23 protein-coding genes are annotated in these 25,373 nt (G+C 65.6%); 14 read left to right on the forward strand and 9 right to left on the reverse strand.

Features of this window, described 5'->3' with window-relative positions; translation table 11 throughout:
• On the forward strand, positions 1-504 hold a 504-nt coding region (locus G8O24_RS30815; RefSeq protein ID WP_188105981.1), incomplete at its 5' end, for an RNA polymerase sigma factor.
• Here the strand turns inward: G8O24_RS30815 and G8O24_RS30820 are convergent.
• The 5 genes from G8O24_RS30820 to G8O24_RS30840 form a co-directional block, all read right to left on the reverse strand.
• Positions 501-3,257 carry a bifunctional diguanylate cyclase/phosphodiesterase gene (locus tag G8O24_RS30820; RefSeq protein ID WP_188105982.1) on the reverse strand — a complete coding sequence of 919 codons (2,757 nt, stop codon included), beginning with the start codon at positions 3,255-3,257 and terminating at the stop codon, positions 501-503. The genes G8O24_RS30815 and G8O24_RS30820 overlap by 4 nt on opposite strands.
• 253 nt (positions 3,258-3,510) lie before the next feature.
• Positions 3,511-4,023, reverse strand: a complete 513-nt coding sequence (gene moaC / locus G8O24_RS30825) for a cyclic pyranopterin monophosphate synthase MoaC (RefSeq protein ID WP_376708086.1) — start codon at positions 4,021-4,023, stop codon at positions 3,511-3,513.
• A 16-nt stretch (positions 4,024-4,039) separates the two neighbouring features.
• The gene (trpC, locus tag G8O24_RS30830) at positions 4,040-4,861 is read right to left on the reverse strand and encodes an indole-3-glycerol phosphate synthase TrpC (RefSeq protein WP_188105986.1); all 822 of its coding nucleotides are present in this window, start codon (positions 4,859-4,861) and stop codon (positions 4,040-4,042) included.
• Between the two features lie 7 nt (positions 4,862-4,868).
• Positions 4,869-5,882 carry an anthranilate phosphoribosyltransferase gene (trpD, locus tag G8O24_RS30835; protein ID WP_188105988.1) on the reverse strand — a complete coding sequence of 338 codons (1,014 nt, stop codon included), beginning with the start codon at positions 5,880-5,882 and terminating at the stop codon, positions 4,869-4,871.
• Positions 5,883-5,896: 14 nt separating this feature from the next.
• Positions 5,897-7,795: a SurA N-terminal domain-containing protein gene (locus G8O24_RS30840; protein WP_188105990.1), complete on the reverse strand. Its 1,899-nt coding sequence runs from the start codon at positions 7,793-7,795 to the stop codon at positions 5,897-5,899.
• Positions 7,796-8,021: 226 nt separating this feature from the next.
• Between G8O24_RS30840 and tpiA the strand changes: the two genes are divergently transcribed.
• The 3 genes from tpiA (at position 8,022) to pyrG (ending at position 11,125) form a co-directional block, all read left to right on the forward strand.
• A complete protein-coding gene (gene tpiA / locus G8O24_RS30845; protein ID WP_188105992.1) occupies positions 8,022-8,777 on the forward strand; it encodes a triose-phosphate isomerase in 756 nt (251 codons plus the stop codon).
• A 159-nt stretch (positions 8,778-8,936) separates the two neighbouring features.
• Positions 8,937-9,326 carry a preprotein translocase subunit SecG gene (gene secG, locus G8O24_RS30850; protein ID WP_188105994.1) on the forward strand — a complete coding sequence of 130 codons (390 nt, stop codon included), beginning with the start codon at positions 8,937-8,939 and terminating at the stop codon, positions 9,324-9,326.
• A 167-nt stretch (positions 9,327-9,493) separates the two neighbouring features.
• On the forward strand, positions 9,494-11,125 hold the full coding sequence (gene pyrG, locus G8O24_RS30855) for a CTP synthase (RefSeq protein ID WP_188105996.1): 1,632 nt from the start codon (positions 9,494-9,496) through the stop codon (positions 11,123-11,125).
• 33 nt (positions 11,126-11,158) lie between these two features.
• Here pyrG and G8O24_RS30860 read toward each other — a convergent pair whose 3' ends face one another.
• The 3 genes from G8O24_RS30860 to G8O24_RS30870 all read right to left on the reverse strand — a co-directional run bounded on the left by G8O24_RS30860 (position 11,159) and on the right by G8O24_RS30870 (position 13,945).
• Positions 11,159-11,794, reverse strand: coding sequence for a class I SAM-dependent methyltransferase (locus G8O24_RS30860; protein WP_188105997.1), 636 nt, complete (start codon positions 11,792-11,794; stop codon positions 11,159-11,161).
• 103 nt (positions 11,795-11,897) lie between these two features.
• Positions 11,898-13,274 (reverse strand): sensor histidine kinase, encoded by a 1,377-nt coding sequence (locus tag G8O24_RS30865; protein ID WP_188105999.1) that lies wholly within the window; start codon positions 13,272-13,274, stop codon positions 11,898-11,900.
• Entirely contained in the window at positions 13,271-13,945 is a 675-nt protein-coding gene (locus G8O24_RS30870; protein WP_188106001.1) for a response regulator transcription factor, read from the reverse strand. Before G8O24_RS30870 ends, G8O24_RS30865 begins: the two co-directional genes overlap by 4 nt.
• 194 nt (positions 13,946-14,139) lie before the next feature.
• On the opposite strand from G8O24_RS30870, the gene G8O24_RS30875 reads away from it, so the two are divergent.
• The 4 genes from G8O24_RS30875 to glsA all read left to right on the forward strand — a co-directional run bounded on the left by G8O24_RS30875 (position 14,140) and on the right by glsA (position 18,638).
• Entirely contained in the window at positions 14,140-14,466 is a 327-nt protein-coding gene (locus G8O24_RS30875; RefSeq protein ID WP_188106003.1) for an NIPSNAP family protein, read from the forward strand.
• 125 nt (positions 14,467-14,591) lie between these two features.
• Positions 14,592-15,443 carry a 3-deoxy-8-phosphooctulonate synthase gene (gene kdsA, locus G8O24_RS30880; protein WP_188106005.1) on the forward strand — a complete coding sequence of 284 codons (852 nt, stop codon included), beginning with the start codon at positions 14,592-14,594 and terminating at the stop codon, positions 15,441-15,443.
• Entirely contained in the window at positions 15,443-16,654 is a 1,212-nt protein-coding gene (locus tag G8O24_RS30885) for an MFS transporter (protein WP_188106007.1), read from the forward strand. Before kdsA ends, G8O24_RS30885 begins: the two co-directional genes overlap by 1 nt.
• Before the next feature lie 109 nt (positions 16,655-16,763).
• The gene (gene glsA, locus G8O24_RS30890) at positions 16,764-18,638 is read left to right on the forward strand and encodes a glutaminase A (protein WP_188106009.1); all 1,875 of its coding nucleotides are present in this window, start codon (positions 16,764-16,766) and stop codon (positions 18,636-18,638) included.
• On the opposite strand, the gene queF is transcribed toward glsA, so the two are convergent.
• Positions 18,635-19,111, reverse strand: coding sequence for a preQ(1) synthase (queF, locus tag G8O24_RS30895; protein WP_188106011.1), 477 nt, complete (start codon positions 19,109-19,111; stop codon positions 18,635-18,637). The genes glsA and queF overlap by 4 nt on opposite strands.
• Positions 19,112-19,223: 112 nt before the next feature.
• Here queF and eno point away from each other — a divergent pair, with 112 nt between their 5' ends.
• The 6 genes from eno to G8O24_RS30925 all read left to right on the forward strand — a co-directional run bounded on the left by eno (position 19,224) and on the right by G8O24_RS30925 (position 25,121).
• Positions 19,224-20,507, forward strand: coding sequence for a phosphopyruvate hydratase (gene eno, locus G8O24_RS30900; protein ID WP_188106013.1), 1,284 nt, complete (start codon positions 19,224-19,226; stop codon positions 20,505-20,507).
• A gap of 51 nt (positions 20,508-20,558) precedes the next feature.
• Positions 20,559-21,698 (forward strand): zinc-binding dehydrogenase, encoded by a 1,140-nt coding sequence (locus tag G8O24_RS30905; protein WP_188106015.1) that lies wholly within the window; start codon positions 20,559-20,561, stop codon positions 21,696-21,698.
• A 113-nt stretch (positions 21,699-21,811) separates the two neighbouring features.
• Entirely contained in the window at positions 21,812-22,807 is a 996-nt protein-coding gene (locus G8O24_RS30910; RefSeq protein ID WP_188106017.1) for an MBL fold metallo-hydrolase, read from the forward strand.
• Positions 22,808-22,986: 179 nt separating this feature from the next.
• Entirely contained in the window at positions 22,987-23,538 is a 552-nt protein-coding gene (locus tag G8O24_RS30915) for an NADPH-dependent FMN reductase (RefSeq protein WP_188106019.1), read from the forward strand.
• Positions 23,539-23,644: 106 nt separating this feature from the next.
• Positions 23,645-23,962 (forward strand): FtsB family cell division protein, encoded by a 318-nt coding sequence (locus G8O24_RS30920; protein WP_188106020.1) that lies wholly within the window; start codon positions 23,645-23,647, stop codon positions 23,960-23,962.
• Between the two features lie 199 nt (positions 23,963-24,161).
• Positions 24,162-25,121 carry a helix-turn-helix domain-containing protein gene (locus G8O24_RS30925; protein ID WP_188106022.1) on the forward strand — a complete coding sequence of 320 codons (960 nt, stop codon included), beginning with the start codon at positions 24,162-24,164 and terminating at the stop codon, positions 25,119-25,121.
• Positions 25,122-25,373: the final 252 nt, after the last annotated feature.

The following is a 25,373-nucleotide window of genomic DNA, read 5'->3' on the forward strand; positions in this document are numbered from 1 at the left end:
TATCTGCAACGGCGCTTTGGCGCGAAGGCGGAAGCGGAGGAGGTACTCCAGGCGTTCATGTTGCGCGCACTGGAGCGGTCTCGCGACATTCGTGATGCGGACTCGGTTCGAGGCTGGCTGAGCAGGGTCCTGGCGACCACCATCGCCGACTTTCACAGGCAGATATCGAAGAGCAAGACGCGGGAGATGCCTTTTCCGCATGAGCTTAATGATCGTCTTGCGGCCGACCAGGATGTGGCGGCAGATGCCGTGGTCTGCGAATGTCTTCATACCCACCTTTCCCTGCTCAAGCCCGAGCATGCCGAAGTCATCAGAAGGGTCGATCTCGGCGGTGAGCCGCGGGAAGTGGTTGCAGCCGATCTGGGTGTGACCGTGAACAATCTGACCGTTCGTCTGCACCGGGCGCGGCACGCCCTGAAGCAGCGGCTGGAACGGACCTGCGTCGTGTGTCTCGAGGAAAGCTTCTGGGAATGCCGCTGCGCCGACAATCGGACGCCGATCTAGCTTGCCTCGCGGCGTCGCGTCTTGCCGATGTCGCGCTGGGCGAGGCGGCTGCGATGGAGCGCGAACAGCTCCACGACTTTGTCGGCCGGCTTTGCGGCGCTGAACAGATAGCCTTGCATCTCGGAACAGCCGAGCGTGCGGAGCAGGCGCTGCTGCTCTTCGGTCTCGACGCCCTCCGCCGTGGTCGCCATGCGGCGGGCGCTGGCGAGGTTGACGACGGCCTGCACGATGCTGGCCGAGCCGTCGGGGCCGGCGATGTCGCTGACGAAGCAGCGGTCGATCTTGATCTTGTCGAACGGGAAGCGGTGCAGATAGCTCAGCGAGGAGTAGCCGGTGCCGAAATCGTCGAGCGCGATGCGGACGCCGATGGCCCGGAGCTGGTGCAGGATCGCAAGCGCGGTGTCGTCGTCGCGGATCAGCACGGCCTCGGTGATTTCGAGCTCCAGGCGGCTCGCCGGCAGGTTGGAAGCGGCCAGCGCCGCCATGATCTTCAGCGCCAGCGTTCCGCTCTTGAACTGTACCGGCGAGACGTTGACGGCGAGGCGGATGTCGTCGGGCCAGGCGGCCGCGTCGCGGCAGGCGGTTGTCAGCACCCATTCGCCGATCTCGTTGATCAGCCCGGTATCCTCCGCAATCGGGATGAACTCGGCGGGCGAGACCATGCCGCGTTCGGGATGACGCCAGCGCACCAGTGCTTCGCAACCGGTGATGCGGTCGTCCTTGAGGCTGAGGCAGGGCTGGTAATACACTTCGAGGCCGCCTTCGAGGCCGCCTCCAAGTCCACCTTCAAGTCCGCTTTGGGCGATGGCGTGGCGCAGATCGCTCTCGAGTTGGCGACGCTCGCGCACCTTGGCGTCCATTTCCGGCTCGAAGAAGCGATAGGTGCGACGTCCCGCCGATTTGGCGGCGTACATCGCCATATCAGCGTTCTTCAGGAGCTGGTCCAGCGCGTTGCCGTGTTCCGGCGCCAGGGCGATGCCGATGCTGGCGTCGGTGGTGAGGTGATGGCCCATGCAGTCGATCGGCGCACGGATCGCCGTGAACACGCGCGCGACGAGCTCGCCGACCTGATCCTGCGAGGTCACGGCGCTCTGCACGATCGCGAATTCATCGCCACCGAGCCGCGCCACGAAATCGGTCGGGCCTGCGCAGCGGCGGAGGCTGTTCGCCACCGATTTCAGCAGTTCGTCGCCGACGAGATGGCCGAGCGCGTCGTTGACGCCCTTGAATTCGTCGATGTCGATGTAGTGCACGGCAAGCTCTTCGCCGTCGGCGATGGTGGCCAGCTGCTCGCGCAGATGTTCGTGGAACATGGCGCGGTTCGGCAGGTCGGTCAGCGCGTCGTAGTGGGCGAGATGGGTAATGCGCTCCTCGATTCGACGGCGCTCGGTGATGTCTTCGTGGGTGGCGACCCAGCCGCCATCGCCGAGAGGTTCGTTGACGATCTGGATCGAGCGGCCGTCGCCCGTGTCGATGACCATGGAGTTGCGCACGTGGATGTCGCGCAGCACGCGCGCGACATAGCGGTCGACGTCGCCCGTGTACGAGCCGGTGGCCTTGCGGTGCACGATGATGTCCCGGAAGCTGCAACCGGGCTTCACGATCTCGGCCGACAAGCCGTACATTTCGATGTAGCGCTGGTTGCAGACCACGAGGCGCCGCTCTGCGTCGAACAGCAGCAGGCCCTGGGTCATGTTGTTCACGGCGCGGTCGAGGCGCAGCTTCTCCAGCGTCAGCCGTTCCCGGGACATGCGGTGCTGCTCCAGGAGCTTGCGCACGATGGCGATCAGCACGCCGGCGATCGCAAGCGCGGAGGCGCCGGCGACCGAAATCAGAATGCCGATCTGCTCGCGCCAGTCGGCGAGGGCCGCGGCGCGCGTGGTCGTTGCCATCATCACGATCGGGAAATGGGGCAGGGCGTGCACCGAGATCAGCCGGTCCTCGCCGTCGACGGGGCTGACGAAGCGGCCGGCGAAGTGATCGAGTGCGAAGACCCGCTGCTGCTCGAACGAGCCGTTCCTGAAATTGCGTCCCATCAGCTCGGCGGAATGCGGGAAGCGGGCAAGCAAGGTGCCGTCCCGGTGCAGCATCGAGATCGTGGAACCTTCGCCGAGCATGACGGACTCGAAGAATTTTTCGAAATTGGCCGGCTCGATGCCGCGCCCGACGACGCCCATGAACTCCCCGTGCGGGCCCATGATCCTGCGCACGATCAGGATGGTCCAGGCTCCGGAGATGCGGCTGTGGACCGGCTCGATCAGCAGATCGGGCGATTGCGGATCGTAACGGAAGCTGCGGAAATAGGCGCGATCGGCGACGTTGATCTTCGGCGCCGGCCACGCCGTCGAGGAGTTGATCAGATTGCCGGTGGCATCGACGACATTGACGCCGCCCATGTAAGGCAGCGCGTCGATCTTCGAGCGCAACATCCGGTGCACGTCCTCGCCGCCAAGTCGCCGACGGTACTCCTCGGCAGTGGTGATGCCGTTGGCGCGCACGTAATCGACGAAATCCTTCTGGATGACAGCGAAGTCCTGCAATTGCTGATCGAAATGATGGGCAAGCAGCAGTGCGGTGTTTTCCAACTCGCGGCTGGCGTTGCGCAGCGCGCGCTCGCGAAAGTTCTGAGCCATCAGCACCGCGCCGACCGCGATCGCGGCGATCAAGAGCGTGCCGCCCACCACCAGCCAGCGGATCGGTCCGCCGCGCACGAAGGCCTGGTCAAGGAGGCGACTGCCGTATCTTGTCATCATGTCGATCGTTGCCGCGCACACGTCAGGGTCAATTCCCGACCCACGTAACATCCGTCGGTTTACGGGATTGATGTGGAGGCGGCGTTAGGAAGCGCGGTTAATGCGGCATGAACCGCAGCACTCAAATGCAATCAATGTGCATGGCGGAGGGCGCGCGTGCTTGACCCAGTGATATTGGCGATGGGGGCTCCGCGCTTGTTCGCCGCAGCGGCGTCAACCGGCCCTTAACCGTGTAACGGGCTGGAGGATATTGTTACGCCCGATAGTAGCCCGACTTGCCTCCCAGCTTCTCGACGAGATGAATGCCCTCGATGCGCACGCCGCGCTCGACCGCCTTGATCATGTCGTAGATGGTGAGGCAGGCGACCGAGACCGCTGTCAGCGCCTCCATCTCGACGCCGGTTGGGCCGGTCACCTTGACGCTGGCACGGACCACGCAGCCCGGCAGCTTCGCGTCGGGCTCGATCTCGACCGTGACCTTCGACAGCGCCAGTGGATGACAGAGCGGGATCAGCTCGGAGGTACGTTTCGCCGCCATGATTCCGGCGATGCGCGCGGTGCCGAGCACGTCGCCCTTCTTGGCGTTGCCGGAGACGATCAGGTCGAGCGTCGCCTTCGCCATGACGACGCGGCCTTCGGCGACGGCGAGCCGCTCGGTTGCGGCCTTGTCGGAGACGTCGACCATCCGCGCCTCGCCGGAGGCGCCGATATGGGTGAGGGCAGGGCTGGCCCTTCCAGCCTTGCTCTTCGCAGGCTTGCGCGCCACATCCTTGCGCGCCACGTCAGCGCGTGCCCGTGGCGCGCGCATTGGTCTTGCGCGCGAGCAGCGTGCGCGTCGCCGCAGTGACGTCGGCCTGCCGCATCAGGCTCTCGCCGACCAGGAAGGTCGACATGCCGACGCGTTCGAGCCGGGCAAGGTCCTCCGGCGTGAAGATGCCGCTCTCGCCGACCATCAGCCTCTCGCTGGGGATCAGCGGCGCCAGCATCTCGCTGGTCGCCAGCGTCGTCTCGAACGTACGCAAGTTGCGATTGTTGACGCCGATCATCGGCGACCGCAGCTTCAGCGCCCGGTCGAGTTCGGCGCGATCGTGAATCTCGATCAGCACATCCATGCCATAGGCGATCGCGGCGTCCTCGAGGTCCCTGGCGGTGGCGTCATCGAGCGCGGCCATGATGATGAGAATGCAGTCGGCGCCATGCGCGCGCGCCTCGACCACCTGATAGGTATCGAACAGAAAGTCCTTGCGCAGCACGGGCAGCGAGGTCGCCGCGCGCGCCGCCACCATGAAATCAAGATGGCCCTGAAACGAGGGCGCGTCGGTCAGGATCGACAGGCAGGCCGCGCCGCCCGCCTCATAGGCCCTGGCAAGAGCAGGCGGATCGAAATCGGCGCGGATCAGCCCCTTGGAGGGCGAGGCCTTCTTCACCTCGGCGATCAGGGCATAATCGCCATTGGTGTGTTTGGCCTTGATGGCGCGTACGAAGCCGCGCGGCGCGCCTTGCGCCTTGGCCTGTGCCTCGACCGCCGAGAGCGGCTGGGCGCGCTTGGCGGCCGCGATCTCCTCGCGCTTGTAGGCCTCGATCTTGGTCAGGATATCAGACATGACAGGCTCAGCTGTTCGAGACCGCGATCAGGTGCTTCAGCCGCGCGCTTGCCGCGCCGCTGTCGAGCGATTTTGCGCCGATTGCGACGCCTTCCCTCAGGTCCTTGGCGCGTCCGGCGACGACCAGCGCGGCGGCGGCGTTGATCAGCGCGACGTCGCGATAGGGGCTCGGCTTGCCGTCGAGGACGTTTTGCAACGCCATCGCGTTGGCGTCGGCATCACCGCCCTTGAGGGCACCGGGTTCGCACCGCGGCAGGCCGGCGTCTTCGGGCGTCACCTCGAAACTCCTGATCTCGTCGTTGTGGAGCGCCGAGACGAAGGTCGGGCCGGTGAGGGTGATCTCGTCGAGGCCGTCGGAGCCGTGCACCACCCAGGCGGATTCGGAGCCGAGATTCTTCAGCACCTGCGCCAGCGGCTGCACCCATTGTCTGGAGAATACGCCGACCATCTGCCGCTTCACGCCGGCCGGGTTGGACAAGGGGCCGAGCAGGTTGAAGATCGTGCGGGTGGCGAGCTCGACCCGGGTCGGGCCGACGTTCTTCATCGCAGGGTGATGCGCGGGGGCGAACATGAAGCCGATGCCGCATTCGCGGATGCAGCGCCCGACCTGCTCGGGCTTGAGGTCGATCTTCACGCCGAGCGAGGTCAGCACGTCGGCGGCGCCGGAGCGCGACGACAGCGCGCGATTGCCGTGCTTGGCGACCGGCAGGCCGGCGCCCGAGACGATGAACGAGGCGCAGGTCGAGACGTTGACGGAGCCGGAGCCGTCACCGCCGGTGCCGACGATGTCGACGGCGTCCGCGGGCGCCTCGACCGTCAGCATCTTCGAGCGCATCGCCGTGACCGCGCCGGTGATCTCCTCCACGGTCTCGCCGCGCACGCGCAGCGCCATCAACAGGCCGCCCATCTGCGAGGGCGTGGCCTCGCCGGACATCACGGCGTCGAAGGCGGACGCGGCTTCCTCGCGCGACAGGCTGGCGCCGGTCGCCACTTTTCCAATGATCGATTTCAGGTCGTCCATCGCGTGCTTTCAACTCACTGGTTCGCGCCGGTCACTTGCGCGAAGGCGGCCTGATTGATGCTGGTCCCGATGTCGGCTTCGAGCTTGGTGACATAGGAGGCAACCTGCTCGTCGGTCAGCGAGCGGTCGATGCTGTCCTTCAGCTTCTTGACGGCGTCGGAGGCGGTGTCGACCGCGGGATCGACGACGTCGGTGACGCGATAGACGATCACTTCGCTGCCGCCGGTCACGGGCGCCTGTCCGACGCCGTCCTTGGCGGTGCGGAAGGCGGCCGCAACGATGTTCGCGGGCACGCCGGCCGGGGAGTCGTCGCGCTTGAAGCCGCTTGCGGTCTCGACCTTGGCGTTGATCGCAGAGGCCTCGTCGGCGAGCTTGCCGCCCGCCTCTAGCTTCTGCACCATCTCGGTCGCCTTCGCCTTCAGCTTGTTGGCGATCTGGTCCTGGCGCCAACGCGCCTCGACCTGGTCACGGACCTCGTCGAGATTGCGGTCGCGCGACGGCGTGATTGCGAGCACGTCGTACCAGACGTAACCGCCCTTGAACGAGATCGGGTCGTTGTCGACGCCGACGTCGCTGTTGAAGGCTTGCGAGACCACGTCGAGGCCTTGCGGAATGTTGTCGACCGTTTGTCCGTTCGGCGCCCGGCCGGAGCGGTCGACCGCATCGACGGTCACGGCGGTGAGCCCGAGCTTCTGCGCGGCGTCGGCGACGCTGGTGCCGGCGCCGCGTTCATCCTCCATCTTGTCGCGGAGCTCGCCGACCTTGGTGCGCGCGCGTCCGATGGCGATCTCGCGCTTGATGGCGGGGGCGAGGCTGGCGTAGTTCGCTTCGACGCCCGGCTCGATCTTGTCGACCTTGACGATCGAGACGCCAATCGGGCCCTGGATCGGCTGGCTGATTTCGCCAACCGGAAGGGCGAAGGCGGCATTGCCGACCGCGGATTCGAGCGAGGATTTGGCGACGAGCCCGAGGTCGACGTCGGAGGCGCTCAGCCCGCGTTCCTTGCCGAGGTCCTCGAAGGACAGGCCACCGACCAGGCGCTCGCGTGCGGCCTGCGCTTCGGCGAGGTTCGGAAACACGATCTGGTGGATCTGGCGCTTCTCGGGCGTGCCGAGCTGGTCCTTGCGCTGATCGAACAACTTTTTGGCCTCATCGTCGGAGACGTCGGTCCACTTGGCGATGTCATCAGGCGAGATCACGGCGAACACGATCTTGCGGTATTCGGGAGCGCGGAACTGGACCTTGTGATCCTCGAAATAGGCGGCGAGGGCCTCGGGCGAGGGCGGCTCGATGGTGCCTGCCTGCGCGGCGTCGAGCCTGACGAACTCGATCGCGCGTTGCTCGTTCTGGAAGCGTGTCGCGACCTCGAGCATGGTCTTCGGCGGCTCGAGGCCGGCGCCGATCGTGCCGGTGATCTGCCGGCGCAGCGCCACCTTGCGCTGCTCGGCCACGTAACGCTGCTCGGTATAGCCGAAATTGCGGATCAGCCCCTGGAAGCGGTTCGGATCGAACTTGCCGTCGACGCCCTTGAAGTTCGGGTCGTTCATGATGAGCTGGCGGACCTGCTCGTCGGACTGGCCGAGTCCGAGCTGGCGCGCGTTTTCGTCGAGGGCGGCTTCCGCGATGGTCTGCTGCAGCACTTGGCGGTCAAGGCCGAACGCGCGCGCCTGATCGGGCGTCAGCGGCCGGCCGAACTGGCGGCCGATCTGCTGCAGGCGATCGGTGTAGATCTGGCGGAACTCGTTCAGTGAAATCTCGGTGTGGCCGACCTTGGCGACCGTGGATTGGCCAAAGCCCCGGAAAATGTCGGCGATGCCCCAGATGCCAAAGCTGATGATCAGCACGCCCATCACCACGGCCATGATGGTCTTGCCGACCCAGTTTGATGAGGCCTTGCGCATTCCTCGAAGCATTTGGTCCAACTTGTCTTGATTAAGGAGGGGAACGGGAGCGCGTCTTAATGCAGATTCCGCAAAAGCGCGTCACCAAATTGATATGCCATCATAAAGTGGCGGCTTTCCCCCCGCAACCTCGCCCCGGTCCAGCCCTCGAAGTTGCGGTTAAGGGCTCCGGGTCTCTGGAACTGCCCGGGCGCCTCTGCTAGCGCATGCGCGAAACCTCAATCTGCTGGACATTGCCATGACCGATGCCATCCGCCCCCTGATCGCCGGCAACTGGAAAATGAATGGCCTCAAGGCCGCGGCCGCCGAATTTGACGCCATGCTCAACGGAGCGGCAGAGGTCGCAGGCAAGGCCGATCTGCTGGTCTGCCCGCCGGCGACGCTGATCGCAGCCTTTGCCGACAAGGCGCGCGGCAAGAAGGTCGCCGTGGGGGCCCAGGATTGCCATCCCAAGGCCTCCGGCGCCCATACTGGTGACATCGCGGCCGAAATGCTCGCTGACGCCGGCGCGACCGCCATCATCGTTGGTCATTCCGAACGCCGCGCCGACCACGGCGAGGGCGACGCGCTGGTCCGGCAGAAGGCGGAGGCGGCGTGGCGGGCCGGGGTGGTCGCCATCGTCTGCATCGGCGAGACGCAAGGCCAGCGCGATGCCGGCCAGACCCTCGACATCCTCCGCGGCCAGCTCGACGGCTCGCTGCCTGATAGCTCCACGGCTACCAATCTGGTCGTGGCTTATGAGCCGGTCTGGGCGATCGGCACGGGGCTGACCCCCACGGCCAAGGATGTCGAGCAAATTCATGGCTTTATCCGGGAACTTCTGACCTCCAGGTTCAAGACGGATGGTACCAGGATGCGGATCCTCTACGGCGGCTCGGTCAAGCCGTCGAACGCGGCCGAGTTGATGGCGGTGAACAACGTCAACGGTGCGCTGGTTGGCGGCGCGAGCCTGAAAGCGGCCGATTTCCTTGCGATTGCCAAGGGCTGCCCTTAGCTGACGAGGGCTGCCCCTAGCGAAGTCAAAGCTTTGATCCGGGGCCGATCGGGGGTGGCAATGCCCCCTCTGATCGTGTAACACCGCGCAACTTCAGGAAAACCCGCGAAGCGCGATCGGCCGCCGCCAGGCGCCGCCCGCTTGTGACGGAAGGATACTATGCAGACCGTTGTCATCGTCATCCACCTCATGATCGTTGCTGTCATGATCGGTGCCGTCCTGCTCCAGAAGTCGGAAGGCGGCGGCCTCGGCATGGGCGGCGGCGCCGGCTTCATGTCGAGCCGCGGCACCGCGAATCTGTTGTCGCGCACCACGGCAATCCTCGCTGCCGGCTTCTTCCTGACCAGCCTGTTCCTGTCCTGGTATGCCGGCTACAACCGCGCGCCGTCCTCGATCATCGGCCAGCCGGCGTCGCAAACCCAGCCGGCCGGCGGCAATCCGATCACCGCGCCGACGTCGGGCGGTATTCTGGACACGCTGAAGAAGGCGGACGAGCAGCAGCAGGCGCCGGCAGCGCCGAGCGGCCCGCAGGTGCCTCGCTCGCAATAAAGCAGGGGGGCCATGCAGGGTGGTGGCTACCGCCCTGCATCAACAATCCCCATCAAGGCACTGTCACCACACTTAGTTTTTGGCTCACCCACAGGCCCGCAGATTCTTTCGGGCGGAATACGAATCGCTTTGGCGAATCGGGTTTTGGGGATTAGAGGTTAGGTCCCATGGCGCGGTACATATTCATCACCGGCGGCGTGGTTTCTTCGCTCGGCAAGGGTCTGGCTTCAGCGGCACTCGGTGCCCTGCTGCAGGCCCGGGGCTACAAGGTCCGCCTCCGCAAGCTCGATCCCTATCTCAACCTCGATCCCGGAACGATGTCGCCGTATCAGCACGGCGAAGTGTTCGTGACCGATGACGGCGCGGAGACCGATCTCGACCTCGGCCACTACGAGCGCTTCACCGGGCGGCCTGCGACCAAGCAGGACAACATCACGACGGGGCGCATCTATCAGGACATCATCACCAAGGAACGCCGCGGCGACTATCTCGGCGCGACCATCCAGGTGGTGCCGCACGTCACCAACGCGATCAAGGAATTCGTCCTCTCCGGCAACGACGATTACGACTTCGTGCTGGTCGAGATCGGCGGCACCGTCGGCGACATCGAGGGCCTGCCGTTCTTCGAGGCGATCCGCCAGCTCAAGAACGAGCTGCCGCGCGATCACGCGGTCTATATCCATCTGACGCTGCTGCCCTACATTCCGAGCGCGGGCGAACTGAAAACCAAGCCGACGCAGCACTCGGTGAAAGAGCTGCGCTCGATCGGCATTCAGCCGGACATCCTGCTCTGCCGTACCGATCGCGAGATCCCGAAGGAGGAGCGGCGCAAGCTCGGCCTGTTCTGCAACGTGCGCGAAAGCGCCGTGATCGAGGCGCGCGACGTCGACAACATCTACGCCGTGCCCGAGGCCTATCACAATGCCGGCCTCGACGACGAGGTGCTCGCCGCCTTCGGCATCGGCTCGCGGATTCCGCCGGTGCTGCAGAGCTGGCAGCAGATCAACGAGCGCATCCGCAATCCCGAGGGCAACGTCACCATCGCCATCGTCGGCAAGTACACCGGCATGAAGGATGCGTACAAGTCGCTGATCGAGGCGCTCTCGCATGGCGGCATCGCCAACAAGGTGAAGGTCAATCTCGACTGGATCGAGAGCGAGATCTTCGAGAAGGAAGATCCGGCGCCGTTCCTCGAGCACGTCAACGGCATCCTGGTGCCCGGCGGCTTCGGCCAGCGCGGCGCCGAAGGCAAGATCAAGGCGGCGCAGTTCGCGCGCGAGCGCGACGTGCCTTATTTCGGCATCTGCTTCGGCATGCAGATGGCGGTCATCGAGGCGGCGCGAAACCTCGTCGGCATCGAGGAGGCAAACTCCACCGAGTTCGGCCCGACCAAGGAACCCCTGGTCGGCCTGATGACGGAATGGCTGCGCGGCAACGAGCTCGAGAAGCGCTCGCAGGCCGGCGATCTCGGCGGCACGATGCGGCTCGGCGCTTATCCCGCCGCGCTCAATCGCGGCAGCCGTGTCTCGCAGGTCTATGGCGGCGCGACCGAGATTTCCGAGCGGCACCGTCACCGCTACGAGGTCAACACCGCCTACAAGGACCGCCTCGAGCAGCACGGCCTGAAGTTCTCCGGTCTCTCTCCGGACGGCGTGCTGCCCGAGATCGTCGAGTACGAGGATCATCCCTGGTTCATCGGCGTCCAGTTCCACCCCGAACTGAAGTCGCGGCCGTTCGAGCCGCACCCGCTGTTCGCCTCGTTCATCGAGGCGGCGGCGAAGCAGAGCCGGCTGGTGTAACCGGCTCACCGCCCGAGGGGCCGGGCGCCCTCCTCAAATCGTCTGTTCGAGTGCGAGACGTGCGGATGGCGCCGGCGCAACCGATCCCGCGATCAGCGTCATCTGCGGCCGCCGCGTCAGCTTGTAGACGGCAGCCGGCGGCACGTTCAGGAAAGCCCGGTCCACCAGCGTGGCGCGCAGGCCGAGCCGGTCGAGCACCGGCCGCGGGATCGGACAGTTCATGCCGTAGGTGAACTGGTAGAACGCGCCGCCGGGGCGGACATAGCTGAACGCGCCGCTGACGATCGAGATCACCTTGCGTGTCGACATGTTGAGCAGCGGCAGCCCGCTCACCACCGCGCCGACGGGCGCGCCGTCATAGAGGCGCTCCGCGGCCAGCCGTGCGGCGTCCATCCAGAGCACGCGCGCGCCGGGAAAACGCATCTGCAACAGCTTCATGAAGTCAGAGCCGTACTCGATCAGCGTGAGATCCTGTGGCCGGACGCCGCGCTTCAAGAGCTTGTAGGTGAATGCACCGGTGCCTGGGCCGAGCTCCAGGATCGGGCCGGTCTTCTCGGTGATCTCGCGCGTGATCAGATCTGCCAGCGCCGCGCCCGATGGCGCGATGGCGCCGACCCGGCGCGGGGATGACATCCAGGACAGGAAGAAGGAGAGAAAATCGTTGGGCATGCGCACTCCGGCATCTCGATCGCCGCCTCGGGGTGAGGCCGATTCACAGTCGCGGGAGTGGATTGCGACAGCATTGCGCGATGCGCCGCGCATGCAGATTGCGTCAGCTCGAGAGGCTTGGCGGCAGCGTCATTCTGAAGCAGGTGCCGCCGTCCGCTCCGTCGGTGACCGCGACCTGGCCGCCATGCAGCAGCACGATCTCGCGCACCATGTTGAGTCCGAGGCCGGCGCCGCGGTCGAGCGGGGTGAGCCGATAGAACGGCTCGAAGATCTGCTCGCGCTGATCAGGAGGAATACCGGCGCCTTCATCGGTGACTTCGATGCAGGCCGGCCTGCTCACGCGAATGCCGATCACGCCGCGGCGGGGGCCGTGCTGGATCGCGTTCTGCACGAGATTGGTCAGCGCGCGCTCCAGTGCGGCTGCATCGCCGATCGTCTCGATCGGCGCCGCCGCCGCGTCGAGCGCCAGCTCGTAGCCGGCGGCGATCGCCAGCGGCGCGAGGTCGGCGGCCACGTTTCGCGCGATCGCGATCAGGTCGACGCGCGCAAAGGGTTGGCCGCAGCGGTCGAGCCGCTGGATGTCCAGCAATTGCTCGGCGAGCGTGGCCAGCCGCGCGGCGTCTTCCAGCAGTCGGGTCTTGTCCGGCCCCGAGGGAAGTGATTCCAGCCGCGTGTTCAGAATCGCGATCGGCGTGCGCAGCTCGTGCGCGGCGTCGGCGACGAAGCGCTTGTGCCTGATATAGCCTTGGTCCAGCCGCGCCAGCGCGTCGTTCACCGCGGTCACCAGCGGCACGACCTCGAGCGGAACCTGCTCCACCGACAGCCGCGCGCCGCGCTGGTGGATGTCGATGCGCCGCGCCTGGTCGGCGGTCGTGTCCAGCCCCCTGAAGGCACGCTGCACGATCATCGGCGTCGCGATGAGGGTCGCGGTGCCCATCACGAGCAGGCCGGGAAGGGCGATGCCGAGAAATGCCAGCGAGGTCATGAGCAGCGCCTTGGTGCCGGTGAGCCTGCCTTGCGTCGCCGTGATGATCTGTACGTTGCCGGCATCGGTATCGACACGCTTCAGCCGCGCCGCCGGCTTGCGCGGATCGTCCTCCAACATCTGCCAACCGAGACGCGCCTGGCTGATCTGATCGAGGCCGCCGCCGATTGCGGCGAATTCTGCCGGCACGGCGCCCTCGGCGAGGGAATGTCCTTGCCGGTCACGAACCAGAAACCAGAGGTCCGGTGTCTCGCCCCGCAATTGCTTTAGCTCGGGCGTCGCGCGCAGGGTCAGGCCGCCCTCGGCGTTGCGCGCGAGTGCGCGCTGCACGACATCGATCACACGGTCCTCGTCGCGCTCGGTAAGCGCGAAGCCCGACGCGCACAGCGCGCCGACGACGACGGCCACCAGCGCCAGCAGCAGTGCGGCCTGGAGCGCAAGCAGGCGCCAGCTCAACCGCGAGCGCAGGCAATAGGGATCGTCGTGCTTGCTCATGGCAGCTTCTTCAGGAGATAGCCGACGCCGCGAATGCCGTGGATCTCGACGCCTGCATTTGCATCGGCCAGCTTGCGACGCAGCCGCGAGATATGCGTGTCCAGCGCGTTCGACTGGATCTCGTCGTCGAAATTGTAGACGGCTTCCTCCAGCGCCGTGCGCAGCACCGTGCGACCCATCCGGCGGATCAGGGCTTCGAGCACCAGCAGCTCGCGGCGTGGCAGTTCGAACGGCTGGCCGTCGATGCTGGCCTCGCGATGGCCGAGGTCGAAGACGAGCCGGCCGGCACGGATGACGTCAGGGGACAGGCCCGCGGGCCGTCGCAGCACCGCGCGCAGCCGCGCCAGCAATTCCTCGACGGCGAACGGCTTGGCCAGATAATCGTCCGCACCGCTGTCGAGCCCGGCGATGCGGTCGGCAAGCTCGCCGCGCGCGGTCAGGACGATGATCGGCACGCCATCGGCGCGCGCCCGCAGTTTCGGGATCAGCTTCAGGCCGTCGCCGTCCGGAAGCTGGCGGTCGAGCAGGATCGCGACATGGACGTCGGCGCAAATCGCCTCTTCGGCGTCCGCAAGCGTGGGGGCGTGGTCCACCACCATGTCGTAGCGCTTCAGCGCCGACGAAAGCGCCGCGGCCATCTCCGCCTCATCCTCGACGAGCAATATCCGCACGGTCCGGCACCTCGGTCACACCTGAACCGTTCTAGCGGCGCATCATTGCGGCAGCATTGCGGGAACCGGGTGCGGCAGCTTGCCGGAAGCTGTCGAGCCATGCGTGAAACGCCGCGGGGGCGATCGGGCAGGGCTCAAGACAGCGTGGTGACCGGTGGCTATAACCGCCTCGCCTGTCCAGGGAGGAAACGAGAATGATCTACGAAATGCGCGTCTACCGTTGTCTGCCGGGCCGCTTGCCGGCGCTGCTGAAGCGGTTCGAGACGGTGACGCTGAAGCTGTGGGAAAAGCACGGCATCAAGCAGGCCGGTTTCTTCACCACGCTGATCGGCGAATCCAACCAGGAACTGACCTATTTTCTGGCCTGGGAGTCCCTTGCCGATCGCGAGGCGAAGTGGGGCAAGTTCATGACCGACCCGGACTGGATGAACGCCCGCGCCGAGAGTGAAGCGGATGGCCAGATCGTCGGCAACATCGTCAGCCAGTTGCTGACGCCGACAGCCTTTTCGTCGGTCAAGTAGCGGCGTTCGGATAGGGGTTGCCGCGGGGGCCCCCGCGCAACCCTGATATTCCGATCGCTCGGGGCCGAATCGGGTTGATCCGCCCCTCATCGCCGCTATGGTCGCGGCGAAACGAGGGATTTGCCTTGAACTCTTCGACTTCAGCGGCGCCGGTCGTCACCGTCGGCACTGTCAGATTCGGCAACGATCTGCCGATCTCGATCATTGCAGGACCCTGCCAGCTCGAAAGCCGCCAGCATGCGCTGGAGGTCGCCTCCGCGCTGAAGGAGATTGCCGCACGGCTGAAGATCGGCCTCGTCTACAAGACCTCGTTCGACAAGGCCAACCGTACCAGCGCCTCGGCGGCGCGCGGCCTCGGCCTTGCGCAGTCGCTGCCGATCTTCGCCGAAATCCGTTCCTCGCTGGGCCTGCCTGTTCTGACCGACGTGCACGACGCGGCGCAATGCGCCGAGGTGGCGCAAGCGGTGGACGTCTTGCAGATCCCGGCCTTCCTGTGCCGGCAGACCGATCTGTTGCTGGCCGCAGCCGCGACCGGCAAGGTCGTCAACGTCAAGAAGGGCCAGTTTCTGGCGCCCTGGGACATGGCCAACGTGGTCGCCAAGATCACGAGCGCGGGCAATGCCAACGTGCTCGTCACCGAGCGCGGCGCCTCCTTCGGCTACAACACGCTGGTCTCCGACATGCGTTCGCTGCCGATCATGGCGCGCACGACCGGCGCGCCGGTCATCTTCGATGCCACCCATTCGGTGCAGCAGCCGGGCGGGAAGGGGGCCTCCTCCGGCGGCGAGCGCGAATTCGTGCCGGTGCTGGCGCGCGCGGCGGTCGCCGTCGGTGTCGCCGGAGTGTTCGTCGAGACCCATCCCGATCCGGATCGCGCGCCGTCGGACGGACCGAACATGGTCCCGCTGCGCGAGTTCGAGGGACTGCTCCGTACGCTGATGGCGTTCGATGCGGTGACGAAAAGCACCGCGCGCTGATGCACCAGCCTGTGACCAGGCCGCTCCAAGAGCAGAAGTTTCCGCCCGCGATCAACATCATCGCGCTCGCCGGATTCTCGGCGGCCTTGTCGACGCGGGCGCTCGATCCCGTGCTGCCGCACGTCGCGGAGGATTTCTCGATCAGCATCACGACGGCCGCGAGCATCGCTGCCGGCTTCGCCCTGATCTATGCGCTGGTGCAGCCGGCGATCGGCGCGGCCGCCGATCTGTTCGGCAAGGCGCGGTTGATGACGCTATGCCTGGCGCTGCTTGGTGTCGCCTGCATTCTCGGCGCGCTTGCGAGCACGTTCTCAGGGCTGTTTGCGACCCGCATCCTGGCCGGCATCGCCTCCGGCGGCGTGTTTCCCGTCGCGCTTGGCCTGACCGCCGATCTCGTCGCGCCCGCCAAGCGCCAGGTCGCGATCGGGCGTACGATGGCGGGCTCGATGACCGGCAATCTGCTCGGCGCGTCCGCGAGCGGGATCATCGGCGATTTCATTGGCTGGCGCGGCGTGCTCGTCATCCTTGGCGCGCTCGGCCTGATCGCGGCCATCGCGGTTGCCGCGGGCTTTCGCGGCGCCGCGCTGACGCCGGCGCCGAAAACGGATTTGAAGACACTTCGGCAGGGCTACCGCACCATCTTCGCCAATCCCAACACGCGCTACTGTTACTCCGCCGTGTTCGTCGAGGGCTGCTGCGTGTTTGGCCTGTTTCCCTTCATCGCGGCGTTCCTGTTCGATCTCGGCGAAAAATCATTGTCGATCGCAGGCATCGTGATCGCGGGTTTTGCGGTCGGGGGGCTGTTCTACACCCTCGCGGTCTCGCGCATGCTGCCGCGGCTCGGCGTCAAGGGCATGATGATCGCCGGCGGCAGCATCGTGGCGCTGCAGCTCGCGCTGCTGGCCTTTGGTCCCGGCTGGAAGCTGCAATTCCTCAGTCTGCTGGCGATGGGCTGGGGCTTCTACATGATCCATGGCTGCCTGCAGGTGTTCGCCAGCGAGCTGTCGATCGGGGCGCGGGCGACGGCGATGTCGCTGCACTCGTTTTTCTTCTTCATGGGACAGACCGTCGGCCCGATCGCCTATGGTCTTGGGCTTCAGCATGGCGGCAAGGTGCCGACGTTGCTTGCGAGTGCCGCGATCATGGTGGTGCTCGGTCTCGTCTGCGCGCGATTCCTCAGGCCGCGCGCGCCTGGGGATGCGAGGGGCTGAGCAGCGGGCGAACAGACGTGCAGCTTCGGCGTCACCGTGTCGCGGCATGCTCGTGTATACATGGCACGTAGATTGCTTGGAAACTGGGCAAAATCCAGGGTGCGAGATTGTGGACGCCCAGCTCATCCGTTCGCCGACTTCAGCAGGTGTGACCCGACCGACTGGCTATGAGACCAAGCCGCCTCTGCGGCGTTTTCTGGTCGACTGCTACGAAGAGTTCAGAGCCGATCATTCCGGCGCGCTCGCCGACTACATCCCCGAGCTGAAGCGCGCCAACCCGGATCATTTCGGAGTCGCGCTCGTGACCATCGACGGCCACGTCTACGAAGTCGGGGATAGCGCGGTCCCATTCACGATCCAGTCGGTTTCCAAGGCGTTCGTCTTCGCGCTGGCCCTGGAGATGGTTGGCGAGGAGCGCGTCGCGGCCACCATCGGCGTCGAGCCGAGCGGCGAGGCCTTCAATTCAATTCGGCTCACGAACGATAACCGGCCCTTCAACCCGATGGTCAATGCCGGGGCCATAGCCTGCTCGGGCCTAATCTTCGAGGTCGACGGGAAAGGGGCATTCGAGCGCGTCCGTCGCAAGCTCAGCCAGTTCGCCGGGCGCGAGCTCGGCGTCGACGAGGCCGTGCACGCCTCGGAGACCGCGACCGGCAACCGCAACCGGGCCATCGCCTGGCTGCTGCGAAATTACGCGGTGCTCCCTGACGACGTCGATGCGGTGCTCGACGTCTATTTCCGCCAATGCGCAATTCTGGTGACGGCGCGCGACCTCGCGGTGATGGCGGCCACCCTCGCCAATCGCGGGATCAATCCGGTGACCGGCGTCCAGGTGATTACACCGCATATCGTCGCACGCACCTTGTCGGTCATGACAAGTTCCGGCATGTACGATTATGCCGGTGAATGGACCTATCGCGTCGGGATTCCCGCCAAGAGCGGCGTGGGGGGCGGGATTGTCGCGGCGCTGCCGTCGCAGCTTGGGCTCGGCACCTTCTCTCCACTGCTCGACGCCCACTTCAACAGCGTGCGCGGTCTGAAGGTCTGCGAGGCCCTGTCAGCGCGCTTCGATCTGCACATGCTCAACCGTAATGCCGACGTCCGCACCAGCATCATGGCGGACTACGACATCTACGGGATCTCCTCGCGCCGCAGCCGCCAACCGCACGAGCAGCAGATCCTCGACGAGCATCACAGCGACATCCGTGTGATCGAGCTTGTCGGCGCGATGAATTTCGGCACCATCGATTACGTGAGCCGCAAGCTCGCCAATGAGCCGCCCAATGCACCGCTGCTCATCATCGATTTCCGCCGCGTCCCCGACATAACCGCGGCGGGTGCGGAGCTTCTCGGCGAGACACTGTCTGCACTCGGTAACGCCGGGGTCACGACGATTTTGTCGGGCGTGGAGGCGGCGTCCGTGGTCTGGGCTGGCGTCGCAGCGTGCACGACGGATCTGCGCCGGCTGCGGCGATTTACACTGCTGGATGATGCGATCGAATGGGCCGAGGATCAGCTGATTTACCGTTTTGGCGGCTTCACCGACGTCAGGGAGAGCGCGCATATCGGTGAGCAGGCGCTGCTCGCCGACCTCGACGCGGACGAGATGGCCGCAATCGTCAAACTGTCGACGATGCGTCGCTACGGTGCTGGCCAGCGCATCATCGCCGCGGGCGAGCCCGCCAATTCGTTGTTCTTTCTCCAGAGCGGCATGGTGAGCGTCAAGCTGCCGAGCGGCGTGCGGCTCGCCTCTCTCGGCCCCGGCATGGAATTCGGCGAGATGGCGATCTTGGAGCGAAGCCGCAGTGCCGATGTCGTTGCGGATACGCCCGTGACCTGCCTCGAACTGCCGCTCGACAGCTTTGCGGATTATCGCCGCCTGCATCCCGGGACTGCGCTCAAGATCATGCGCAACCTCGCCGCCATACTGGCCCGGCGGCTGGTTGCGGCCAATGCCAAGGTCGATCTGCTCAGCGCCTACTAGCCGCGGCCGCGATACGGCGCGACGCCTTGCTCCGGCACCCACAGGCCCTTCGGCACCCGTCCGGTCTGCCAGAACACGTCGATCGGGATGCCGCCACGCGGATACCAGTAGCCGCCGATGCGCAGCCATTTCGGCTTGATCTCATCAGCGATGCGCTTGCCGATCATCACGGTGCAGTCCTCGTGGAAGGCGCCGTGGTTGCGGAAGCTCGCGATGTAGAGTTTCAGCGATTTCGACTCCAGCAGCCACTGGCCGGGCGCGTAGTCGATCATCAGATGGGCGAAATCGGGTTGTCCCGTGACCGGGCAGAGCGAGGTGAATTCCGGCACGGTGAAACGGACGAGGTAATCGGTCCCTCCTTGCGGATTGGGCACGCGGTCCAGCTGAGCTTTCTCAGGGCTATCTGGCCATTCCACGGCGCGACCGAGTTGCAGGCTGGGCGAGGTCTTCGATTTGCTGGGCTTTTTCGACATGCGGCCCTCATAGCCAATCATCGGGCGGCCGTCACCCGGCCTTTTCCGCCTCGATGCATTGCGGTAGAAGCACCCGCGAACCGCCCCGTTTGTTCCCCGAAAAGAGGCCCCCATGACCGCCATCATCGACATCATCGGACGCGAAATCCTCGATAGCCGCGGCAATCCCACCGTCGAGGTCGACGTCGTGCTGGAGGATGGCGCGCTTGGCCGCGCTGCGGTGCCGTCCGGTGCCTCGACCGGAGCCCATGAGGCGGTGGAACTGCGCGACGGCGACAAGGCCCGTTATCTCGGCAAGGGCGTGACCAAGGCGGTCGGCGCCGTCAACGGCGAGATCTTCGAGGCCCTGAGCGGCCTCGACGTCGAGCAGCAGGCCCAGATCGACCAGATCATGATCGACCTCGACGGCACGGCGAACAAGAGCCGGCTCGGCGCCAACGCCATCCTCGGCGTCTCGCTCGCCTGCGCCAAGGCGGCGGCGAACTCGCTCGACATGCCGCTCTATCGTTACGTCGGCGGCACCTCGGCGCGCCTCCTGCCGGTGCCGATGATGAACATCATCAATGGCGGCGTGCATGCCGACAACCCGATCGACTTCCAGGAGTTCATGATCCTGCCCGTCGGCGCGTCCTCCTTTGCCGAGGGCCTGCGCTACGGCGCGGAAGTCTTCCACACGCTGAAGTCCGAGCTGAAGAAGGCCGGCCACAACACCAATGTCGGCGACGAGGGCGGCTTCGCCCCGAACCTGCCGTCGGCGGATGCCGCGCTGGAGTTCGTCATGAACGCGATCGGCAAGGCCGGCTTCAAGGCGGGCGCCGACATCGTGCTCGGCCTCGACTGCGCCTCGACCGAGTTCTTCAAGGACGGCAAGTACGTCTATGAAGGCGAGGGCAAGACCCGCTCGATCTCCGAGCAGGCCAAGTATCTGGCGGACCTCGTCTCGCGCTATCCGATCGTCACCATCGAGGACGGCATGTCGGAAGACGACATGGATGGCTGGAAGGAGCTCACCGACCTGATCGGCAAGAAGTGCCAGCTGGTCGGCGACGACCTCTTCGTCACCAACGTCAAGCGCCTTGCCGAAGGCATCAAGGCCGGCCGCGCCAATTCGATCCTGATCAAGGTCAACCAGATCGGCACGCTGACCGAGACGCTCGCCGCCGTCGAGATGGCGCACAAGAACGGCTACACCTCCGTCATGTCGCACCGCTCCGGCGAGACCGAGGATTCCACCATCGCCGACCTCGCGGTCGCCACCAATTGCGGTCAGATCAAGACCGGCTCCCTTGCGCGGTCCGATCGCACCGCCAAATACAATCAGCTGCTGCGTATCGAGCAGCAGCTCGGCAAGCAGGCGTTGTACGGCGGCAAGGCGGCACTGAAGGCGCTGGCCTAAGCCAGCGTCACCGCGCGAGAGCGCGAGAAACGAGGACAGGGGAGGATCGACATGAGCGACGGCAAGACCGGACTGCAACTGCGTTCGCTGATCAAGAAGAGCGGAGAGCTCGAGATCTCGCTCGTGGACGTGCCGACCCCCGAGCCGGCGGACGACGAGGTCGTCGTCCGCATCGAAGCGGCGCCGATCAACCCGTCCGACCTCGGCCTGCTCGTCGGCGCCGCCGACATGAGCACGGCCAAGGCCTCAGGCACGAAGGATTCGCCTGTTATCACCGCGAAGGTACCTGATGGTGCGATGCGCGCCATGGGCGCGCGGATCGACCAGTCCCTGCCTGTCGGCAATGAGGGCGCCGGCGTCGTCATCAGGACCGGCGCGTCGGACGCTGCGAAGGCGCTGATGGGCAAGACCGTCGCCATGATCGGCGGGGCCATGTACGCGCAGTACCGCACCCTGAAGGCGAGGGACTGCCAGCCATTGCCCGAGGGCACCAGTGCGGCGGAGGGGGCCTCCTGGTTCGTCAATCCGCTCACCGCGCTCGGCATGACCGAGACGATGCGGCGCGAAGGCCACAAGGCCCTGGTGCACACCGCGGCCGCCTCCAATCTCGGCCAGATGCTGAACAAGATCTGCATCAAGGACGGCATCCCGCTCGTCAACATCGTGCGCAGCAAGGAGCAGGCGGAGATCCTGAAGAAGATCGGCGCGAAATACGTCGTCGATTCCAGCGTGCCGAGCTTTCTCGACGATCTCACCAATGCGCTGGTCGAGACCGGCGCCACCATCGCCTTCGACGCCATCGGCGGCGGCAAGCTCGCCGGCGACATCCTCAATTGCATGGAAATCGCGATCAACAAGACCGCCAAGGAATACAGCCGTTACGGCTCCAGCGTGCACAAGCAGGTCTATGTCTATGGCGGGCTCGACACTCGCCCGATCGAACTGCCGCGCGGCTTCGGCATGGCCTGGGGCGTCGGCGGCTGGCTGCTCACGCCGTTCCTGCAGAAGATCGGACCTGCCGATATCGGACGGCTGCGTCAGCGCGTCGTGAGTGAATTGAAGACGACCTTCGCCAGCCACTACACCAAGGTGGTGTCGCTGCAGGAGACGCTCGATCCCGCCAACATCGCGGTGTACGCCAAACGCGCCACCGGCGAAAAATTCCTGATCAATCCGAATAAATTGTCGTGATCTGCGAGCGCAGATCACCCAAAAGACGTCTTGCCTTCTGAGCCGAGCGGGAGATTATTCCGCCGCGTTGAAAGCGGAAAAACCGCAAGCGCGCGCTCAGAAGGGGACACTTCATGACCGATCTCAATCGCCGCCATTTGCTCGCAGGCGCAGCAGCAGTCGGCGTCGCTGCCGTGACTGGCCTGCGGCCGTTCACGGCAAATGCCGCAGTGCCGCAAGCCGGCGCCCAGGCGCCGGGCTTCTACCGCTACAAGGTCGGCAGCTTCGAGTGCACCTCGATCAATGACGGTGCGCGCAGCTTCCCGATGCCTGACAAATTCGTCGTCAACGTTCCCAAGGAGGAGGCGCTCGCCGCTGCCGACGCCGCCTACATGCCGAAGGGCATGGTGACGGTGCCGTTCAATCCGCAGCTGATCAACACCGGTTCCAAGCTCGTGCTGATCGACGCCGGCAACGGCGTCGCCAATCTCGAGCCCAGCAAGGGCGCGGTCGGCCGCACCCTGCAAAACCTGCAGGCCGCCGGCGTCGACGCGAAGAGCATCGACATCGTGCTGCTGTCGCATCTGCATCCGGACCACACCAACGGCATCCGCCTGGCCGACGGCGCGATGGCGTTCCCGAATGCCGAGATCATGGTGCCGGTGAAGGATTGGGAGTTCTGGACCAGCGAGGAGAACGCGGGGAGGGCCTCCGGAGACATGATGAAGAACTACTTCGCCAACGTGAAGAAGACCTTCGCCGGTCTCGAATCCAAGGTGACGAAGTACGAATGGGGCAAGGAGGTCGTATCAGGCATTACCTCGATCGCGACGCCCGGTCACACGCCCGGCCACACCTCCTTCGCGGTCGCCTCGGGCGACAAGAAGGTGCTGATCCAGTCGGACGTCACCAACATTCCGGAGCTGTTCCTGCGCAATCCGGACTGGCATGTGGCCTTCGACGCCGACGGTGCGATGGCGCAGGCGACGCGCCACAAATTCTACGACATGGCGGCGGCGGAGAAGGCGACCGTGATCGGCTTCCACTTCACGTTCCCCTCGGTCGGCCATGTCGAGAAGGACGGGGCGAAATATCGCCTGATCCCGTCGGCGTGGAATCCGACGATCTGAGCTGATGTCCAGATTCGCAGGAGAAATCGGGCCGCCTTGGCGGCCCGATTGTTCTGGGCGACCATCTGCTCCCAGGAAACCTAGCGTTTCCAAATTGGTCCGGTCCATGCACTTGCATTGAACCGCCCGGATCGCTTAAGTGCCGCCGGCACTTTCCCTCAAGGTTTCAAGGACAAACCATGGCCTACAACATCGTCGTGATCGCCGGCAGCCTGCGCAAGGACAGCTTCTCGCTGAAGATCGCCAATGCGCTCGCCAAGCTCGCACCCAGCTCTCTCAAGCTCGAGGTCATCACGCCTGCGGGCATCTCGTTCTTCAACCAGGACCTCGAGGGCGCGCCGCCGGCCGACTGGCTGGCCTTCCGCGAGAAACTGCAGAAGTCCGACGGCGTCATCTTCGTCACGCCGGAGTACAACCGCGCCATCCCGGGCGTGCTGAAGAACGCCATCGACGTCGCATCGCGGCCCTATGGCAAGAGCTCGTTCAACGGCAAGCCGGTCGGCATCATCTCGAACTCGCCGGGCCCGCTCGGCGGCGTCAGCGCGGCCAAGACGCTGCAGAACATCCTGCCCGGTATTTCCGGCCCGATCCTGCAGCAGCCGGAGGCCTATCTGAACGCGGTCGGCGACGCCTTCGATGCCGAGGGCAATTTGACCAAGGACTCGCTGAAGGGCGTGCTGCAGGCCTATATCGACGCCTTCGCGGCGCACGTCGCCAAGCATCACGGCTGAGCCGCTCATTTCGTCATTCCGGGCTCGCGCTCCGCGCGCCCCGGAATGACAACGACCTGGAAGGGGCGTCAATACTCCCTTAACCAAGCTGGCCCATCTTGCCAAAATGGTCTCTCGCGCCCGCCTCAAATCGATCCTGACCGGCCTTGCCCTCTATGCGATGGCGGCCGCCATCGTCGGCTATTTCGGCGTCAACGCCTACACCGGCAAATACGGCCTCAATGCCCGCCAGGAGCTCGACCAGGAGATCATCGCGCTGACCAGCGAGCTCGCCCAGCTCAAGCGGGAGCGCGTCCGGAGCGAGCAGCGCGTGTCGCTGCTGCGCACCGAGAAGATCGATCCCGATATGCTGGACGAGCGGGCCCGGTTCCAGCTCGACTACGTCAATCCGCACGATCTCGTTCGGATGATCCCACAGAACTAACGCTTCCGGCCGCATTCGAAACAGGCGGCGAAAGCCGCCCCGACTATTCCGAAGGTCGTAGAGCCGTGGCCATTTCGCCGCCTTGACGGCGGCGGGACGAGGGGAGATTGCTTGTTCGGGCGCCGTGCCGCCGAAGCTTGACGGAGATCAATCGGGTCGTCGAGGCGCCCGCCTAGACTGCTTTCCGGAGGAAATGGTGATGGATGGGTCGATGCCCCGGCATCACGCGGCTCGTGTCGAAGCCGCTATCGCGTCAGGCCAGGCGGCACGGTCCGCGCTCGTGGCTTCGTGGCGCCGTTCCTCGCGATTGCATCATCTCGACCCAGCCGGCCGCGGCCTGCCCCAGCGGCTGAGTGAAGCCGAACTGCGACAGGCGCGCGAGCGCGTCGCACCGCTGCTGGCCGCCGCGCAAGGGGCCATGGATCGGCTCTATCAGGCGGTCGGCGCGAGCGGCTGTTGCGTGCTGCTCGCAGACGGCGAGGGCGTGCCGGTCGACCGGCGCGGCACGCCGGCCGACGACACCACCTTCCAGTCCTGGGGCCTCTGGACCGGCGCGCTCTGGAGCGAGGAGCACGAGGGCACCAACGGCATCGGCACCTGCGTCGTCGAGCAGCGACCGCTGACGATCGATCGCGACCAGCATTTCTTCACCCGCAACACGCTGCTGAGCTGTACCGCCGTTCCGATCTACGACCACGAGGCGGCCTTTGTCGGCGTGCTCGACGTCTCCTCCTGCCGCGCCGACCGCACCGATGCCTTCTCCAGCCTGATCGCGCTGGCGGCCGGTGAGGCGGCGAGGCGCATCGAGGCCGATCTGTTTCGCCGGGCCTTCGCTAACGCGCGCATCGTGCTGACGCCAGGACCGGACGGCCAATCCATCGGCCTCGTCGCGGTCGATGCGGATGATCTCGTCATCGGTGCGAGCCGGTCGGCGAGGGCGGGATTCGGGATCGCGCCAGGCCGGGCGCTGCAGCCGGTTCCCGCGGCAGACCTGCTCGGCGGCGATGTTGCGCGGGACCATCTGGCCGGCGGACAGCGTGCGGTGGTGCAGCGGGCGCTGCTTCGCGCCGGCGGCAATGTTTCGGCCGCCGCCAAGGCCCTCGGCGTCAGCCGCGCCACGCTGCACCGGAAGCTGAAGCAGTTCGCGCTGAAGCACTAGGGCACAGACCTCTCCGCCGTCATTGCGAGGAGCTCGCGACAAAATTGCGTAGCAATTTTGCGCCGATGCGACGAAGCAGTCCAGAGTCTCGCCGTAGAGGCAGCCTGGATTGCTTCGCCTCGCTCGCAATGACGGTGGGGAGGCAGCAAGCGCTCCATCCCGCTCTTGCCTCGCCCGCGACTGTCGCAGTTCTGCGACAGGTCCGCGTCGCCATCGCATCCCCCAGGGCTGACAGAAATCATCCCCCGCGAG

It is taken from the genome of Bradyrhizobium campsiandrae, from assembly GCF_014529705.1.
In the GTDB taxonomy this organism is placed as follows: Bacteria; Pseudomonadota; Alphaproteobacteria; order Rhizobiales; family Xanthobacteraceae; genus Bradyrhizobium; species Bradyrhizobium campsiandrae.